Annotated in this window: 15 protein-coding genes; 7 read left to right on the top strand and 8 right to left on the bottom strand. The window is 64.6% G+C overall.

Features of this window, described 5'->3' with window-relative positions; genetic code table 11:
• The first annotated feature begins 38 nt into the window (after positions 1 to 38).
• From BLT42_RS10105 to BLT42_RS10090, 4 genes are read left to right on the top strand one after another with little or no spacing between them, the layout of a single operon-like run.
• Positions 39 to 1,496: a lipopolysaccharide biosynthesis protein gene (locus BLT42_RS10105; protein ID WP_176780328.1), complete on the top strand. Its 1,458-nt coding sequence runs from the start codon at positions 39 to 41 to the stop codon at positions 1,494 to 1,496.
• Positions 1,493 to 2,437, top strand: a complete 945-nt coding sequence (locus tag BLT42_RS10100) for a glycosyltransferase family 2 protein (protein WP_176780327.1) — start codon at positions 1,493 to 1,495, stop codon at positions 2,435 to 2,437. The genes BLT42_RS10105 and BLT42_RS10100 overlap by 4 nt, the downstream gene beginning before the upstream one ends.
• Positions 2,437 to 3,204, top strand: a complete 768-nt coding sequence (locus BLT42_RS10095; protein WP_091770375.1) for a polysaccharide deacetylase family protein — start codon at positions 2,437 to 2,439, stop codon at positions 3,202 to 3,204. Before BLT42_RS10100 ends, BLT42_RS10095 begins: the two co-directional genes overlap by 1 nt.
• Positions 3,201 to 4,145, top strand: a complete 945-nt coding sequence (locus BLT42_RS10090; RefSeq protein ID WP_091770373.1) for a glycosyltransferase family 2 protein — start codon at positions 3,201 to 3,203, stop codon at positions 4,143 to 4,145. Before BLT42_RS10095 ends, BLT42_RS10090 begins: the two co-directional genes overlap by 4 nt.
• 57 nt (positions 4,146 to 4,202) lie before the next feature.
• On the opposite strand, the gene BLT42_RS10085 is transcribed toward BLT42_RS10090, so the two are convergent.
• The 3 genes from BLT42_RS10085 to BLT42_RS10075 all read right to left on the bottom strand — a co-directional run bounded on the left by BLT42_RS10085 (position 4,203) and on the right by BLT42_RS10075 (position 7,705).
• The gene (locus tag BLT42_RS10085; protein ID WP_091770371.1) at positions 4,203 to 5,477 is read right to left on the bottom strand and encodes an O-antigen ligase family protein; all 1,275 of its coding nucleotides are present in this window, start codon (positions 5,475 to 5,477) and stop codon (positions 4,203 to 4,205) included.
• The gene (locus BLT42_RS10080; RefSeq protein ID WP_091770369.1) at positions 5,474 to 6,103 is read right to left on the bottom strand and encodes a P-loop NTPase family protein; all 630 of its coding nucleotides are present in this window, start codon (positions 6,101 to 6,103) and stop codon (positions 5,474 to 5,476) included. Before BLT42_RS10080 ends, BLT42_RS10085 begins: the two co-directional genes overlap by 4 nt.
• Before the next feature lie 72 nt (positions 6,104 to 6,175).
• Positions 6,176 to 7,705: a GumC family protein gene (locus BLT42_RS10075; RefSeq protein ID WP_091770367.1), complete on the bottom strand. Its 1,530-nt coding sequence runs from the start codon at positions 7,703 to 7,705 to the stop codon at positions 6,176 to 6,178.
• Positions 7,706 to 7,790: 85 nt separating this feature from the next.
• Here BLT42_RS10075 and BLT42_RS10070 point away from each other — a divergent pair, with 85 nt between their 5' ends.
• Positions 7,791 to 8,519 carry a polysaccharide biosynthesis/export family protein gene (locus tag BLT42_RS10070; RefSeq protein WP_091770365.1) on the top strand — a complete coding sequence of 243 codons (729 nt, stop codon included), beginning with the start codon at positions 7,791 to 7,793 and terminating at the stop codon, positions 8,517 to 8,519.
• 129 nt (positions 8,520 to 8,648) lie between these two features.
• Here BLT42_RS10070 and BLT42_RS10065 read toward each other — a convergent pair whose 3' ends face one another.
• From BLT42_RS10065 to BLT42_RS10055, 3 genes are all read right to left on the bottom strand, one after another.
• Positions 8,649 to 8,921 (bottom strand): SEL1-like repeat protein, encoded by a 273-nt coding sequence (locus BLT42_RS10065; protein WP_091770506.1) that lies wholly within the window; start codon positions 8,919 to 8,921, stop codon positions 8,649 to 8,651.
• A gap of 161 nt (positions 8,922 to 9,082) precedes the next feature.
• Complete coding sequence (locus tag BLT42_RS10060) at positions 9,083 to 10,651, bottom strand: hypothetical protein (RefSeq protein WP_091770363.1); 1,569 nt, start codon at positions 10,649 to 10,651, stop codon at positions 9,083 to 9,085.
• A gap of 175 nt (positions 10,652 to 10,826) precedes the next feature.
• Complete coding sequence (locus BLT42_RS10055) at positions 10,827 to 11,552, bottom strand: glutathione S-transferase family protein (protein ID WP_091770360.1); 726 nt, start codon at positions 11,550 to 11,552, stop codon at positions 10,827 to 10,829.
• A gap of 173 nt (positions 11,553 to 11,725) precedes the next feature.
• Here BLT42_RS10055 and BLT42_RS10050 point away from each other — a divergent pair, with 173 nt between their 5' ends.
• Together BLT42_RS10050 and BLT42_RS10045 are read left to right on the top strand one after the other, a co-directional pair.
• Positions 11,726 to 12,679, top strand: coding sequence for an isopenicillin N synthase family dioxygenase (locus tag BLT42_RS10050; protein ID WP_091770357.1), 954 nt, complete (start codon positions 11,726 to 11,728; stop codon positions 12,677 to 12,679).
• A gap of 42 nt (positions 12,680 to 12,721) precedes the next feature.
• Positions 12,722 to 13,747: a lipase family protein gene (locus BLT42_RS10045; RefSeq protein WP_091770353.1), complete on the top strand. Its 1,026-nt coding sequence runs from the start codon at positions 12,722 to 12,724 to the stop codon at positions 13,745 to 13,747.
• A gap of 34 nt (positions 13,748 to 13,781) precedes the next feature.
• Here BLT42_RS10045 and BLT42_RS10040 read toward each other — a convergent pair whose 3' ends face one another.
• On the bottom strand, positions 13,782 to 14,261 hold the full coding sequence (locus BLT42_RS10040) for an SRPBCC domain-containing protein (RefSeq protein ID WP_091770350.1): 480 nt from the start codon (positions 14,259 to 14,261) through the stop codon (positions 13,782 to 13,784).
• Positions 14,262 to 14,367: 106 nt separating this feature from the next.
• Positions 14,368 to 14,712, bottom strand: coding sequence for an ArsR/SmtB family transcription factor (locus BLT42_RS10035; protein ID WP_091770346.1), 345 nt, complete (start codon positions 14,710 to 14,712; stop codon positions 14,368 to 14,370).
• Between the last annotated feature and the right edge of the window lie 202 nt (positions 14,713 to 14,914).

Raw genomic sequence — 14,914 nt, 5'->3', positions numbered from 1 at the left:
TCTTGCAAGCTTCGCGTTACAGGCGAGCGGAGCGTTTCATGCTTGGACGGCATCTTCTGGGATATCTTCCCGTACAACTGACCCAGGTGATTGTCGGCTTCGGCGGCGTGGCGATTTTCACGCGTCTGCTGTCGGCGGATGATTACGGTCAGTACGCGCTGGCGCTGGCCGCTCTCTCCCTGTTTCACATCACGACCTTCACCTGGCTGGAAGCCGCGATCGCGCGTTTCCACGCCCGTGCCGACGCGCGCCGCCGCCTCGGCGACCATCTGGCGACGGCCTATGCTCTCTTCCTGCTGATGGCGCTGGCGGGAGCGATCCTGATTGTCGCCGCGCTGGTCTGGCTGCCCTTTGATGCGCGCCTGAAAACCGTTCTGGCTTTCGCGGCGATGGCCTTGCTGCTGCGGGCCCTGCTGCAGATCGGCCTGGTGACGCATCGCGCCGCCGGCGAGATCGCCCGCTTCTCCGCGCTGGAGGCCGGCTATCTGATGGGCGGTTTCATCATTGGCGTCGGTATTATCTTCACAACGGACCTGGGCGCCGCCGGCATTTTCATGGGCTCGGCCATCGCCGCCGCGATCGCGCTCATCGTCGACCTGCCGGTCATGCTGCGCCGCGCCGCCAGGGGCCGTCGCCAGGTCGTGCGCGCCCAGGTCTATGCGCGCTACGGGGCGCCGGTCTCGGCCTCGCTCGTCTTTGAAGAATTGCTCTCGGTCGGCGACCGTTTCCTGATCGCCGCCTTCCTCGGGCAAGGTGCAGTGGGCATGTATGCCGCCGGATACGGCCTCGCGGACCGGTTGCTCGATGTCATCTTCATCTGGTTCGGCGCCGCCGTGTGGCCGCTGACGATCAAGGCGCTGGAGAGCCAGGGACCGGAAGCCGCGCGCGACGTCGCCGGCCGCGCGGCCGGGCTGATGGCCCTGATCGCTTTCCCGGCCGCCGCCGGGCTGGCGCTGGTTGCCGTGCCGCTGACCACGATCATCATCGGTGAAAGCCTGCGTGAACAGGCCGCCCTTATCATGCCCTGGATCGCCTTGTCGGGCCTGATGAAGGGGATGATGACCTATTATTTCCACGAAGCTTTCACACTGAAGCGCCGCACCGCCAGCATGGCTGTCATCATGGCCGGTGCTGCCGTGCTCAATCTCGGCCTCAACCTGGTCTTTATTCCGATGTTCGGCATTGCCGGCGCCGCAGCCGCAACCGTGATCGCGTATTTCATTGCCCTGCTCATCTGCGCCTGGCTGGGCCGCAAACACTTCGCGCTGCCCCTGCCCTGGGCTGACTGGATCCGGGCCGCAGCAGCGACCGGGATCATGGCAGCGGCCGTTTACGCGCTGCCGGTCATCGGTTCGGCATGGTTGATGCTTGTCGCCCAGGCAATGACCGGCGCGCTTGTCTATGTCGCCAGCGCGCTGGCTTTCAATATCGCGGACTGCCGCAGCTGGCTGGCCGATGCACGTGCACTGATGAAACCGGCGGGGGCCCAATCATGACGGACACATCACAGACGCCATTTGCCGAACTGGCCAATACCGCCTGGCAGCGATCCGACCGCACGGTCCTGTCCATTCTGGTGCCCTTCTATCGCGATGATCCGACGGCCCTCGCCGCCGCGCTCAACCCGTTGATCGGCGTGCGCCGCGACATCGAGATCGTGCTGCTCGATGATGGCTGTCCCGATCCGGGCCTTAACGAAGCCGTATCGCGCACAATCCGGGCGCTCAGCGCCCCGGCCCGGCTCCTCACCGCAGCCGAGAACATTGGCCGTTCGGCCGGGCGCAATCTGCTTGCCCGCCAGGCCCGCGGCCGCTGGCTGCTCTATCTCGATGCCGACATGCAGCCCGGCGATGACCGTTTTCTCGATGCCTATCTCGAACGCATCGAACTGGATGATTTCGACGCCGCCTTTGGTGGTTATGAAACCGCCGAGCCCGATGACCGGCGCTATCAGCTGCACGCGGTTCTCGCCCGCACAAGCGACGAGAAAGACGCGGCGGCCCGCGCCCTGATCGGCCCCACCGCCTATTGCTCGAGCAATCTTCTGGTGCGCGCCAGTGTCATGCGCGGCGTCCCGTTCGACACCGGATTCACCGGCTGGGGTTTTGAGGATGTCGACTGGGCCGTGCGCGCGGCGCGCAACCATATTCTGATCCATTTTGACAATCCGGCCAGCCATGCCGGCCTTCAGACCACTGAATCCCTGTTGCAGAAGTTCCGCGATGGCGCCGTCAACTATGCCCGCCTGCTGGAAAAGCATCCGCATCTGGCAGTCCTGCCCGGCGCCCGCGCGGCCCGTACGCTTGGCATCATTCCCTTTCAGGGCTTGCTGCGCGGCCTGTGGGCTCGGCTGGCCAATAGCCAGGGCCTGCCAGTGCGGCTGCGCACGGCAGCGCTCAAGCTCTGGCGCGCCAGCTGGGCCGCGGAGGCGATTTGATGGACACGCCCTATAATCCCGGCGGAGGCCTGGTCTCGAAGCTGAACCGCCGCTGGGCGCGGCTCGCGGCGCGCGCACCGCTGAGCGTCGACCTTGATCATGCCATCGTCAGCTTCAGCTTCGATGATTTTCCCAAATCGGCCGCCTTGAACGGTGCGACGATCCTGGAAAGCCATGGCTGGCGCGGCACGTATTACGCCTCGGCCGGTTATGCGGGCACCCGCACCCATCACGGTGACATGTTCGATGCCGGTGATCTGCAACGCCTTGTCGCCACAGGTCATGAAATCGGCTGTCACACCCATACGCATATCGACGGATCACGCGTCGGTGCCGACGCGCTGCTGGCCGATATCGAGCGCAATCATCAGGCCCTGCGCGAACTGGGTTATGAGGGCAAGCTGGACAGCTTCGCCTATCCCTATGGCGAGACAACGCCTGCGGCCAAGCGCTTGCTGGCCCAGCGCTTCACCTCACTGCGCGGCGTCCACGCCGCGATCAATCGCGGTGACAGCGATCGCAGCCTGCTCAAATCGGTACCCGTCGATGGTGGCGAAACCGGCATCGCCCGCGCTGTCGACGCGGCCGAAAGCCTGGTCGAGCACCCGGGATGGCTGATCTTCTACCTGCATGATGTGCAGGACGAACCAACCCAATGGGGCTGTACGCCGGCCCAGCTCGAGCGGGTGTGTGCCGCTGTCGAGCGCAGCGGCGCCCGCGTGCTGACGGTTGCCGCAGCGATGGCAGAGATTGGAGACGCCGCATGAGTATTTCCGTGATGATCCCGACATTCCGCCGGCCGGAAGGCCTGCGCGTCGCGGTCCAGAGCGTGCTGGCGCAATCGCACCGCCCCGACGAAATCATCATCGTCGACAACTCCCCGGAGGCCTCCGCAAGGGCGATTGCCGCCAATGCCAATGCCGTCGCGCGCTGCCCCGTCATCTATGTGCACGAGCCAAGGCCGGGCGTTTCCAATGCCCGCAATGCCGGCTTTGCTGCCGCCAGCGGACGCTATATCGCCCTGCTCGATGACGACGAAGTCGCCAGCGTTGACTGGCTCGGCGCCCTGCTCGAAACCGCCCGGACGCTCGACGCTCAGGTGGTGTTCGGGCCCTTGCGCGCCGAGGTCAACGCACCGGCGAGCCTGCCCGGCCAGCTTGCCACGCGCCTGTATTCACGTACCGGCCCCGCCGCCGACAGCCTGCTTGATGAGCCCTTCGGCAGTGGCAATTCCCTGATCGATCGCGACGCCTTCAAACTGCCCGACCAGCCCTTCGACCCGGCGCTCAACCAGATCGGCGGCGAGGATGACGCCTTCTTCGCCCTGCTCGCCGCACAGGGCGCCCGCTTCGGCTGGTCGTCGCGCGCGAAAGCTGTCGAAGTGGTCGGCGAAAGCCGGACCAATTGGTCGCACCTGCTCTCACGCAGCTTTGCCTTCGGCCAGGGCGCGACGCAGAATTGCGCCCGGCCAGACGCCGTTGATCGGGCCGGAATCGCGTTCTGGATGGCGGTCGGCCTGGCACAGATCCTGGCCTTCGCACCGCTCGCCCTCCTGAGTCTGCCGGTGCGCCGGGCCCTGGCGGTCAAGGCGCTCGACAAGGCCGTGCAGGGTGCGGGGAAAGTGCTCTGGTTCAGAGGTCTGGAGCCTAAATTCTACGGACAGGCCAACACGGCCTCCGCGCAGGATCCCGGTAGCGCCGCGGCTTGACAGCCGGCGGCTGCCTGAAACGGGGCCTGATCGACGGGTATTGGAGACAGGGCGCGGCTAGCGGCTGGCGGAACCGTCGCGGCGCTCAGCCAGCTTGGCAGATGTCGCCACGAACAGGACCCAGCCGAGCGAGTTCTGCTGCACGAGATTGCTCTCGCTGATGCTGACCAGGAAAAGCATGGCGACAAACGCCAGCGCCCAATAGGTTTCCGGTCCGCGAAAAATCCGCCCGACCCCGCGCAGGAAGGCCTGAAGATAGACCACAGCGGTCAGAACAACGCCGGGGATACCGATCGCCAGCGCGATCTCGATCCAGCCATTATGCGCCGTCGGCACATCCCAGTTTGTCGCCTGGCGCACCCAGAAGACCGGTCCGTTATCCGCGACCCAAAAGGCTCTATAGCCATAGCCGGTCCAGGGCACGGCGCGGATTTCCTCGATCAGGACGCCCCAGATATCGGTCCGCCCCGTCAGCGTCGCGTCGCGGCCGAGCGCCTGCAATGCCTCAACCGGTGCAACCAGCAGGATCATCGCGATGGTGATCCCGCCCGTCAGCCCGAGAAACATCATCAGGGAGGCAAAGCCGAAGCCGCGTCGGCACAGGGCGATCCCGACCGCAATCCCGGTTCCGAGCAGGCAGGACAACAGCGCCGTCTTCGAGGTGGAGAGCAGGACGAGCGCGACGCACATCACCGCGCATCCCATCCAGAACAGCCAGTGCTTCGGGTCAACCCGGCTGGCGGCATAGCCGCTGACTGCGCCCCAGGCCATCACCGCGCCGAGGGTATTCTTTTCCCAGAACACGCCCTTCCAGGCGCCAGCGTGAACCTCATGATCGACCCCCATCGAGGGTACGGCCAATGCCATCATGGCACTGGCAAGCGCCAGCAATACAAAGGTCGAGGCAATCAGCAGGATCATCTCACGCCAGCTCCAGCGTGACGCCATCCAGAGCCCGAAACAGGAACTCATCGCCAGCGCAAAGGACCGCCGGATCGTCACATCCGGCGCAACCGACCACGTCACCGACACCGCCATCAAACCGATGAGCATGAGAACAAGGAGATTGCCGCTGAGCGTGCGCAGGATCGCGCCCGGCCGAGCCAGCATCAGCACAAGGGTCACCGCATAGACCGGCAACCACATCAGGCGCAGGATGATCGAGGTTTCCTCACTGCCGGACGGCGCAAACAACGGTCCGATCAGCGCCTGGGAGAAGAGAAACAGCCCGAGAACGGTAAATCCGGCCTCGACGAAGCGCACCGAGCGCAATCCGGGCGCCTGCCGCAACACGCTCAGGAAAAGCGGTTCGCGGGCGGCGATCGGGCTCATGCTGCGCTCTGGATACGTTCCGTCCGGTTGAGGATCAGACCGGCGACGACACCGCCCCTCGCCTCGATCGCGGCGCGCCGCGCCTGCAAACCGGCTCCATTCGGGTCGCGCGCATCGGCCACCAGGATCACGCCATCAAGATCTGCGGCCAGATTGAGCGGTGTTGTGGTCTGGCTGGGTGCATCAATGATCGCCAGGTCAATCGACTGGCGCACGGCCGTCCAGTAATCGGGCGCTGCGCGCAGGGCCACGCCCTCGAGCGCACCGGGCTCACTCTGCAATTCGGTCACGAAAAGATTGGCGACGACCGACTGGCGCGCGACAATCCGTGCCCGCCCGGCCCCGGTCTGGAGTGCCCAGAACGGATCGCGTCCCAGCGCGGCGTCAAACGCCGGACCCTGGACGCGGGCGGCGCGCGCTTGCGCGTTCCCGGCAAAATCGAGATCGTACAGCCAGACACCACGTTGCGAGCGCAAGGCCGCCAGCCGGGCCAGTTCGCGCGCGACGGTCGAGGCCCCGGCGCCGGGGCGTGAACCCATGACCATGAGGGCACGGCCCTGTCCGCCCGGCCGGGCGATCGGTTCGAGCTGATCAATCAGCTGGGACAATTCGGCTGTCAAATTCATGAACTGGTTCGCGTCCGGCGTGATTCCATTGGCATCCGGATCAGCTTGCGGCCAACACGGTTAACGCGCTGCTTACGCGGTGCGTTCGGCAACGCGCGCAAGGATCGGAATATCCGCGGGCAGATCATTGGCTGGATGCCGCGGTGCGGCCACTTCAGCTGCCGATGTCGGCGCGGACTGCCGCGTGCTCGTGGTGGCGGGTATCCCGCCCGCAGCGATATAGACGCGCCAATAGCCGCGCATCAGTCCGGCAAACAGCGCGACACCGGCTGCCAGAACGAAGGCCGCGATCAGGCCCAGTTTCTTCATCGACTTGGCCTGCAAGGGCGGCATGGCGCGGTCGATCAAGCGGACGGCATCAGCACCGCCCAGAGTCGAGGAACGGCGTGCGGACGCGGTCGCTTCCTGGCCGGCGACGATTGCCGCGGCTTCCTCGGCGGCGACCACATTCTGTTCAAGCCGGGTGAATTCCGGTTCGAGCTGGCGCAGACGGGCCGCCTCATCGCGATTGACGCGCAATTGCTGTTCCAGCGCCGCCAGCATGGATGCTTCGGCGCGGGCATTCGCTTCGCGGGTGGCCAGATCGGTTTCGAGCGACTGCCTGACCGGATTGGGACCGGTCCGGCTCTGGCCCCGGCCATCAGAGGCGCCGCTGGCAAGAAAGGCCTCAATCGCCGCGATCTCGCGATCCAGCGCAATAACGGCTGGCGCACCGGTCTGATATCGGGCCAGGAGCCGGGCACGTTCGGACTGACGATCGAGCAGAACCGCATCGACACCGTTCTCGACATAAAGTTCGATATTCTCCGGAACGCTGCGCAGACGTTCACGGATCGCCTGGGCGCCGGCAAGCGCTGAGTCCCGATTGGCGCTGGAGGTATTGACCCGGTCGGTCAGATTGCCGACCAGCGCATCGGTGGTCTGTTGTTCGATTTCGAAATTCGACAAATCATGGCGCAGCAGGAAGGCATCGCGCGCGGCCTGCGCGTCCTCGACGGCGGCATTCGCCTGCTCACGCCGGACCGACAGGCCGCGCACGCCGGTTTCGATCAGGACTTCCTCGCGGTAATCGAGATAGGCGTCGATGATCGCATTCAGGACCAGGGCCGAACGGTCTGCGGTGTCAGCGGTATAGCTGGCATTGATCGCGGTTGAATTGGGTTCGCGTGACAGCGAGAAGGAATTGGACATCGCCCTCAGCGCCGAGGTCGTGGCATCGCTGCCAGCGCCGGCTCCAAGGACCGCGCCAGGTCCGATTTCCGCCAGGGCCCGCCGCAACACCGTTGCCGAGCTGAGCAACTGGCTTTCCGACTGCATCACCTGGGCGAGCGTAAAGGCGCCGCCGGCTCCGGCCGTGGCCGGCGTCGGATTGTCATCCTGGAGAATCATCAGGCTGGAGCGCGCTTCATAGCTCGGCTTGAGCATGGTCAGCGAGAGCGCCACACCGATGGCAAACAGAAGGGCAAAAATCAGGGCGATAAAACCCTTCTCCGACCATGCCAGGGCAATGACATCGAACAAATCAAGATCGCCCCGGGCACCCGAGCCAAGCCCGGTCACCCGGCCCTCATTCGAGCCGGCAATATCCTGATCACGTGTCATCCTTCCATAAAGGCCTCGTCGCGCTTAATTTTTTCTTATCCAAACGGGTCTGAAATCAGCTTGTCAGCGAATCCGAGGGATAATTATGCGTGCGATCAGTCTGGGCCTGTGCCTTGCGGCCTCTTTCGGGCTCGGTGCCTGTGCCAGCCGGGCACCTGCGCCGGCTGCCGAAGCCGCACAATGGGGCGGGCAACATTTCCTTGCCTGGCAGGATAGCGACCCGGAATACCGCTTCTTTCCGGGCGATAGCGTCGATGTCACGGTGCATTCGGCACCGGAATTGTCGAGCACGGCCGAGATCGGCCCTGATGGCCGCATCAATCTGCCCATGCTCGCAAATGTGATGGTCGCCAACAAGACGGATTACGAGATCGCCACCGTCATCGCTGACGCCTATGCGCGCAATGTCCTGGTGTCGCCGATTGTTGAAGTGCGTCGCGCCACACTGGGGCCGCAGAACATTATCGTGGGCGGGGAAGTCAATTCTCCCGGCCTGATCGCCCTGCCCAGCCCGATCGGGGCGCTGGAGGCGGTGATGCTGGCGGGTGGTTTTCGCGACACGGCGTCGCGCGAGGTCGCGATTCTGCGCCGTGGCGCCGGCGGCGGCCTGATGCTGCGCACCGTCAATCTGCGTGATGCCTTACGCGGACGCGATGGCGCCGACGCGCTTCAGCTGCGCCGCAATGATATCGTGTTTGTACCCCGGACCACGGTGGCCGAGATCAATGTCTTCATTGAGCAATATGTGAACTCGATCCTGCCGCTCGACCAGGCAATGTCCTACGCCATCGCCAACGCGATCAATAATAACTGATCGACGCCAGGCCCCTCACCTGCACTCGAGCCGCATGCCGGGGCATCGCGGTCTGCAGGCGCCTGCACAAACTGTCAGGGTGGTCAGCGGAGGCTAGTCCGCTGACCTTCAGACAGTCTGGTGGCGTGACTAGTGGCGCGTCGAGAGCCATTCGCGAGCGGCACGCTGCGCGCTGGCGACTTCAAACGTCGACATCTGGTCAGAGATTTCCTGGCGATAGTATTTCGCCGGCTCGGACCCCATCAGGGCCGCGAGATTGAACCATTTATGGGCTTCGACATAGTCGACTTCGCCGCCCTGGCCGGTTGAGTACAGAATACCCAGCTTGCACAGATCTTCACCTGTCGGGTCGCTGGTAACGGCTTCATGCACTTGCGCAGTTTCAACGTCGGTAAACGCCATGATCATTCCCCTGTAACACCGGCGGATGCGATCCTTATGGATCTGTCATCCGCGCCACCATCCTGTCCGAATGCCTTCCGAACGAGACCGATCCTGCGCAAAGAGAATTGCTTTAAGGTTAAGGGAATTCAGGAAAAATACGCCATAAGCCTTTAAATCGGTTAGGTTTTCCTACCAAGGAATAAACGCGAAAGCCGCGCGTCCAGTGCTGTCAGGCGACTCGCCCTCCTCACTTCGGGCGATGTCGCCAACCGCAAGAGGATCAAAAACACGACAATCGCCGCAGAGAGCAGGCCAGCATAGGCCAGATTGACGGAACGGGCGCTTGCGCGGGGGTGGCCTTCCGGGGAATCCAGCAATTGATACACCCCGTCACCCAGAGCGAAATGCAGCGCCAGGAGACGGTCGCCGGCGGTGTTGGAGATGCGAACAAGATAATCCGCGTGGTTAAGTTCGCCGATCGATGACACGACGCGGATCGCTGTCATGACCGATGACGAACGCCGTATACGAGCCAGATCGCCCAGCAGACGCGACAGCGCGGCCGCTTCGGCGCCGGAGCGCCGTTCCACATGTCCGGCCAGTTGGCGGCTCGCCTGGGTCGGTGCCGAAAAGGCGAAGTCCGGCCGCAGCCCCGAAGCCTGCAGGGCGCCGGAAATCTCCGACGGCGGCAAAACCGTCTCCACCCAGTCGCGCAATTGCGCCTCGAGCTGCGGCTGCAGGCGACCGGCTTCGCGCGCGGCCTGCAGCACTTCGGCACCGTCATGCACAGCGCTGGCGGGCAGGTTGAGATCGACCAGACCGGATTCGAGCGCCGCCAGGGCATAGCGAACCGGATCGAAGTCCTGGGCCGGAACAAGACCGGCCTCACAGCCCTCCATTTGCGGCGTCGCGGCACAGGCCTGCATGAAGAGTTGTCGCACACCGCCATAGAGCCGGGTATCGCCGCCCCGGCCAATCACAAGCCCGGGCACCATGGTCAGCTCGAATTGACCGCTGCGCCGGCCGCTGAAGAAAGCATTGGCGCTGTGCTCTGCTATCGACCAGTGGAATTGCGCCGCATCCAGCCGCGCCAGCAGGGCGGGCGGTGCGAAGACAAGTTGCGGCGGATCGAGCTGTTGTGCGGCCTCGCTGCCGATCAGCTCGCGATAACCGCTTTCCAGGGCATCAGCGCGCACCCAGGGCGGGGCTGCCGTCAGGCGGGCATTGAGAGTTTCAGATCCGGCCGGGCCCGCCAGATGTTCCAGCGCCAGCCGGTCACGCCCGATCAAATCGGGGCCAATCACTGCCCAGGCCCGGAACCGGTCAATATCCGCGCGCCGCCGCGCATCGCCATCAAGCGCCTCGGACATGCGGGCGACCCAGTAATCCTGCGCCTCAACGCCTTCGGGCACCGAGGCTGCAAGGGCTGTCTGGATGCGGGTTTCGAGGCCGGCTTCGGTCCGGGTCATCGCGGCAATGCCGCCGCTCTCGATCACCACATGGGCGCCAAACCAGGCTGAAACCGCCAGCGATGCAAGCAGCCAGGCCGGCCGGAATCCCTTGAACAGCGCGCGCCACAGCAACCAGGCGACAAGGCCGGGCGGGGATGCCTCCCAGGGCGAACAGGTGTCCGCACGGCAGGCGTCCGTTGCCGCCAGCCGCACGCTCTCCGCCCCGGTCAGCCCGTTGCGGGGCCGGGATTCGATTTCAGGCGTGTCGGATTGCGCCGCGTCAGAGACGTCAGCCATGGGCCTGCCCCCTTGCTTCCCCGCCACAGCATTGAATGTCCCACCTGCCGACGCAAGCCCTTACGCGTACAAGGCGAATTCACACGCCACACAAGCCTCAGACACTGGCCTCAGACACTGGCCTCAAACACAGGCCTCAGGCACAGGCCTCAGGCACGGAACTCAGACACTGGCCTCAGACGCGCGCCTTCTGGCCGAACAGAAGGTCACGCGCCTTCTTGCCATCCGCGCTGTCCTCGTCGAGCGGACGGCGCATATCCGTGCCCAGGGCGCGGCCCGTCTTGACCGCGGGCCGCGCACCGACGCGATCCATCCAGGCCGACAGCAACGGGAAATCAGCGAGGTCCTGGCCCTGGCCTTCGGGCAGGATCCACGGCCAGATCGCCATATCGGCGATGGAATACTCGCCGGCGATATAGTCGCGCCCGTCCGACAGGGCGCGCTCAAGCACGCCATAGAGCCGGTTGACCTCATTGGTATAGCGGGTCTTGCCGTAATCCAGCTTGCTCTCATCGGGCTCGATCGCCTTGGCATAGGTGCGGAAATGATGCGCCTGTCCGGCCATCGGACCCAGTCCGCCCATCTGCCAGAACAGCCATTGCTCGACCGCGGCGCGGGCGCGCGGGTCGGCCGGATAGAACTGGCCGGACTTGCGGCCGAGATACTGCAAAATGGCGCCGCTCTCGAAAATCGCGATCGGCAGGCCGTCAGGACCGTCCGGGTCGATGATCGCGGGCATGCGGTTATTGGGACTGATCTTGAGGAAATCCGGCTCGAATTGCTCCCCGGCACCGATATTCACCGGCTTGAGGTCATAGGCCAGGCCCATCTCCTCCAGCGCGATGGAGACTTTCCAGCCATTTGGTGTCGGCCAGTAATAGAGTTCGATCGGTGCGGACATGAAGCGTCTCCGTCTTGATGAGTGGCAGGCAATCCCTGTGGAGCGCAAATGGGGTGGACGGCCGGTGATACAAGCACAAGCCTGATCACGGGTGCGTCATTTCCCGCTCACCGCTTGGCAGGCGGGCAGCAAGGCCTTATTCCCGTCATCACACCAGAACAGGTCCGCACCTCATGCCAGCCAACGAAATCCTTTCCCGCTTCGCCCCCGTCTCCATGGCCCGCCAGGCCAGCGATCCGCAAGGCTTCGCCACCGAACTGGGACGCAGCTTCCGCGAGTTCGGCTTTGCCGCCATCTCCGACCATGGCCTCGATCCGGCCCGGATTGATCGCGCCTATGCCAAGGCCGCGGAATTTTTCGCCCTGCCCGAGGCTGTAAAGCAGCAATATTTCGTCCCCGGCGGCGGCGGCGCGCGCGGCTATACGCCCTTCGGCAAGGAGATCGCCAAGGACGCGAGCCATGTCGACCTGAAAGAATTCTGGCATGTCGGCCGCGATCTGCCTGCGGGTCACAAATACCAAGCCGACATGGCGCCCAATCTCGTACCGGCAGAGGTCGAAGGCTGGCAGGACAGCGTGCACGGCCTCTACCAGGATTTCGACGCCCTCGGCCGGCGCGTCCTGAGCGCGATCGCGCTTGACCTTGGCCTCGCGGAAGACTTCTTCGACGACACGGTCAAGGACGGCAATTCGGTGATGCGGCTCCTGCATTATCCGCCGGTCGCCGGCGATCCGGGCGGCTCCATCCGCGCCGAGGCGCATGGCGATATCAATACCATCACCCTGCTGCTCGGGGCCGAAGAGCCTGGCCTGCAGGTCAAGACGCGTTCGGGCGAATGGGTCGACATGAACCCGCCGGCCGGCTGCCTGGTGGTGAATATGGGCGATATGCTGGCACGCTCGACCAATGATCTCCTGCCCTCGACCCAGCACCGCGTCATCAATCCGGTCGGCGCGCGCACCGGGCATTCACGCTATTCCATGCCCTTCTTCCTGCACTACCGGCCCGACTATATGATCGAGACCCTGCCCGGCTGCGCCACGGACGAGCATCCTGACAAATACCCGGAAGCGATGCGCGCCAATGATTTCCTCAATCAGCGCCTGCGCGAGATCGGCCTGCTCTAGCCCCGCGCCCTGCCCCACTGACAGCACGAGTCCGTCCTGCCCATGCCGCCGTCCGACAGTCCGATCCTCGATGACATCAAGAGTGCGGCGAGCGAACTGATCGATCCGGTTCTGGACGCGCTGGGCGGCAATCCCTGGCCGCGACGCCTGATCAATGCCTGCAATGCGGCCTACATGATCTCGGACCGTCGGCTCGGCTCGAGCCTGCCTCTGCTCGAAGAGGCCGGCATGCTCAAGGGCACCCGTCCGCTGGTCTTCGTCAGTGGTATTCATGATGTGCATGCCGGCTTCGTCTGCCGCACCGATGATGACGGCCTGCTGGTGACGTTTCGCGGTACCTTGCCGCCGGAAGACATGATCTTCTGGCGCTGGGCTGCCGACTGGCTGCACGACGCCCAGACCGTGCCGATGCCGTGGACGGTCGGTGAACGTGACTACGGCCAGGTGGCCAGTGCCTTCGGGATTGCCGTCTCAAGCCTCGCCCAGGACCTGCTCGAGACCCTGGAAACCCTCAATGCCGGCTCGGCCAGCGCCATCCGCATTACCGGCCATTCCAAGGGCGGGGCGATGGCCTGTCTCGGCGCGACGCTGATCCGCGAGCAATATCCCGACCGCCGCATCGAAGTGTGCAGTTTCGCCGCGCCGATGACCGCCGACCAGGATTTCATCGATTGCTATGACAGGGACGGCCTGCTGGCGCGCACCGACCGGTTCCAGAACGCGCTCGATCCGGTGCCCTACCTGCCCGGCGGTCCGGTGATCCGGCAATGGCTGGACGGTGAGAAACGGCTCGACGAGGCCAAGAAGCTGATGCTGGTCGAGGACGCGATCAAGGCCCTGCCCGAATGGCCCTATCGCCAGTTCGGCCGCCTGCACTTCCTGCATGAGGAAGATGGCCGCATCCAGGATGATGAGAAGGCCGAGAGCGCAGCCTGGGACGCGGTTATCAATGCGGTCGTCAAAATGCGGTTCCGCGAGATGATCGACGCCCATAGCGGCGCCCAGCGCTATCTGACGGCGCTGAGTCCGGCCGCCGATGAGAGCGAGAGCGAGACCGGGGCCGACTGAGCCCCGCCCTGGCCGCCAGCGCGTGCGTGCTCGCTCACGCCACGCCTCCGGCGCTTTCTCTCGCCAGCCAGAGCGGCAGGCAATCGAGTACGGCGTTCCAGCCCTCGTGATAGCCGACTTCCATGCCGGATCCGTTGAGCGCGGCCATCTGGACCGTCACGACCAGTTTGCAGCCGGCCGTGTCGTCGAAGAACTCAGCCGTCACCAGCGCCGCCGAAAGCGGTGCGCCCTCGCAGGACAGGGTTTCGGAGTAGAGAATGCGCTGATCAGCGACGATGTCATGATAGGTCAGGTGAGCGTTGAACACCGCGCCATCCGGCTCGATATAGCGCACGCGATCAATCCCGCAGACGCGGAAATCATCGGCGTCATAGACGATCTCGACACCCGGCACCGGTGCGTTCCACACAGCGCGGGCTTTCGGGTCGGCCCAGGCGCGATAGACGGCCGCAACCGGCGCGGCGAGCGTGCGGGTCAGGGTGAAAGTCTCGTGCAGTGCGGTTCTGTCAGTCATGGGGGTTCTCCCTACAGCCGGGCGAAACGCCAGGCTGGTGTGTTGATGAATTGCCGTGGCGATGGATCAATCGCCGGTTCGAATGTGGTTTGCGCTCCGGCCGCCCTCAGGGCGCGTCCTCATCGCTGCGCGTCGTCTTGAGATAATCATCGAGCCGGTCCAGACGGCCCTCCCAGAGCGCGCGCTGGCCGGCGATCCAGTCCTGGGCGCGCTGCAGCTGCACCGGCTCGATATGGCAGGTGCGCACCCGGCCCTGCTTGGATGAGCGGATCAGCCCGCCGCTCTCGAGCACACGCAAATGCTGCATCAGAGACGGCATCGCCATGTCGAAGGGCTCGGCAAGCTCGGAGACCGAGGCCGGGCCCTGGATCAGGCGCGCAATCACCGCCCGGCGGGTCGGGTCGGCCAGGGCGCGGAAGGTGTGGTCGAGATCGTCTGAATAGTTAGGCATACGGCTATGTAATTGAGCGCAACGCGCCGCGTCAAGTCAAAACTTACAGAAATGCCTAAGTATCGAAACTCACCCCGCCTGACTGGTGATGCCGGCAGGCCAGGCCCCGCTAGGGCGTGGACTCAATTGCGCGCATCCAAATTCGGGCTGAGGCGAGCGCGAGGGCGGCCATGAAATTGTCGGCGTGTTTTTCGAAGCGTGT

Source organism: Maricaulis salignorans, assembly GCF_900103475.1.
Taxonomy (GTDB): domain Bacteria; phylum Pseudomonadota; class Alphaproteobacteria; order Caulobacterales; family Maricaulaceae; genus Maricaulis; species Maricaulis salignorans.
Note: the sequence above shows the minus strand (reverse complement) of the source record. Positions and strands in the feature narration are given on the sequence as shown.

Bases quoted from the DNA above. Each gene is read 5' to 3' on its own strand.
- BLT42_RS10105 (WP_176780328.1), top strand. From the start codon at position 39: ATGCTTGGACGGCATCTTCTGGGATATCTTCCCGTACAACTGACCCAG.
- BLT42_RS10100 (WP_176780327.1), top strand. From the start codon at position 1,493: ATGACGGACACATCACAGACGCCATTTGCCGAACTGGCCAATACCGCC.
- BLT42_RS10095 (WP_091770375.1), top strand. From the start codon at position 2,437: ATGGACACGCCCTATAATCCCGGCGGAGGCCTGGTCTCGAAGCTGAAC.
- BLT42_RS10090 (WP_091770373.1), top strand. From the start codon at position 3,201: ATGAGTATTTCCGTGATGATCCCGACATTCCGCCGGCCGGAAGGCCTG.
- BLT42_RS10085 (WP_091770371.1), bottom strand. From the start codon at position 5,477: ATGAGCCCGATCGCCGCCCGCGAACCGCTTTTCCTGAGCGTGTTGCGG.
- BLT42_RS10080 (WP_091770369.1), bottom strand. From the start codon at position 6,103: ATGAATTTGACAGCCGAATTGTCCCAGCTGATTGATCAGCTCGAACCG.
- BLT42_RS10075 (WP_091770367.1), bottom strand. From the start codon at position 7,705: ATGACACGTGATCAGGATATTGCCGGCTCGAATGAGGGCCGGGTGACC.
- BLT42_RS10070 (WP_091770365.1), top strand. From the start codon at position 7,791: ATGCGTGCGATCAGTCTGGGCCTGTGCCTTGCGGCCTCTTTCGGGCTC.
- BLT42_RS10065 (WP_091770506.1), bottom strand. From the start codon at position 8,921: ATGGCGTTTACCGACGTTGAAACTGCGCAAGTGCATGAAGCCGTTACC.
- BLT42_RS10060 (WP_091770363.1), bottom strand. From the start codon at position 10,651: ATGGCTGACGTCTCTGACGCGGCGCAATCCGACACGCCTGAAATCGAA.
- BLT42_RS10055 (WP_091770360.1), bottom strand. From the start codon at position 11,552: ATGTCCGCACCGATCGAACTCTATTACTGGCCGACACCAAATGGCTGG.
- BLT42_RS10050 (WP_091770357.1), top strand. From the start codon at position 11,726: ATGCCAGCCAACGAAATCCTTTCCCGCTTCGCCCCCGTCTCCATGGCC.
- BLT42_RS10045 (WP_091770353.1), top strand. From the start codon at position 12,722: ATGCCGCCGTCCGACAGTCCGATCCTCGATGACATCAAGAGTGCGGCG.
- BLT42_RS10040 (WP_091770350.1), bottom strand. From the start codon at position 14,261: ATGACTGACAGAACCGCACTGCACGAGACTTTCACCCTGACCCGCACG.
- BLT42_RS10035 (WP_091770346.1), bottom strand. From the start codon at position 14,712: ATGCCTAACTATTCAGACGATCTCGACCACACCTTCCGCGCCCTGGCC.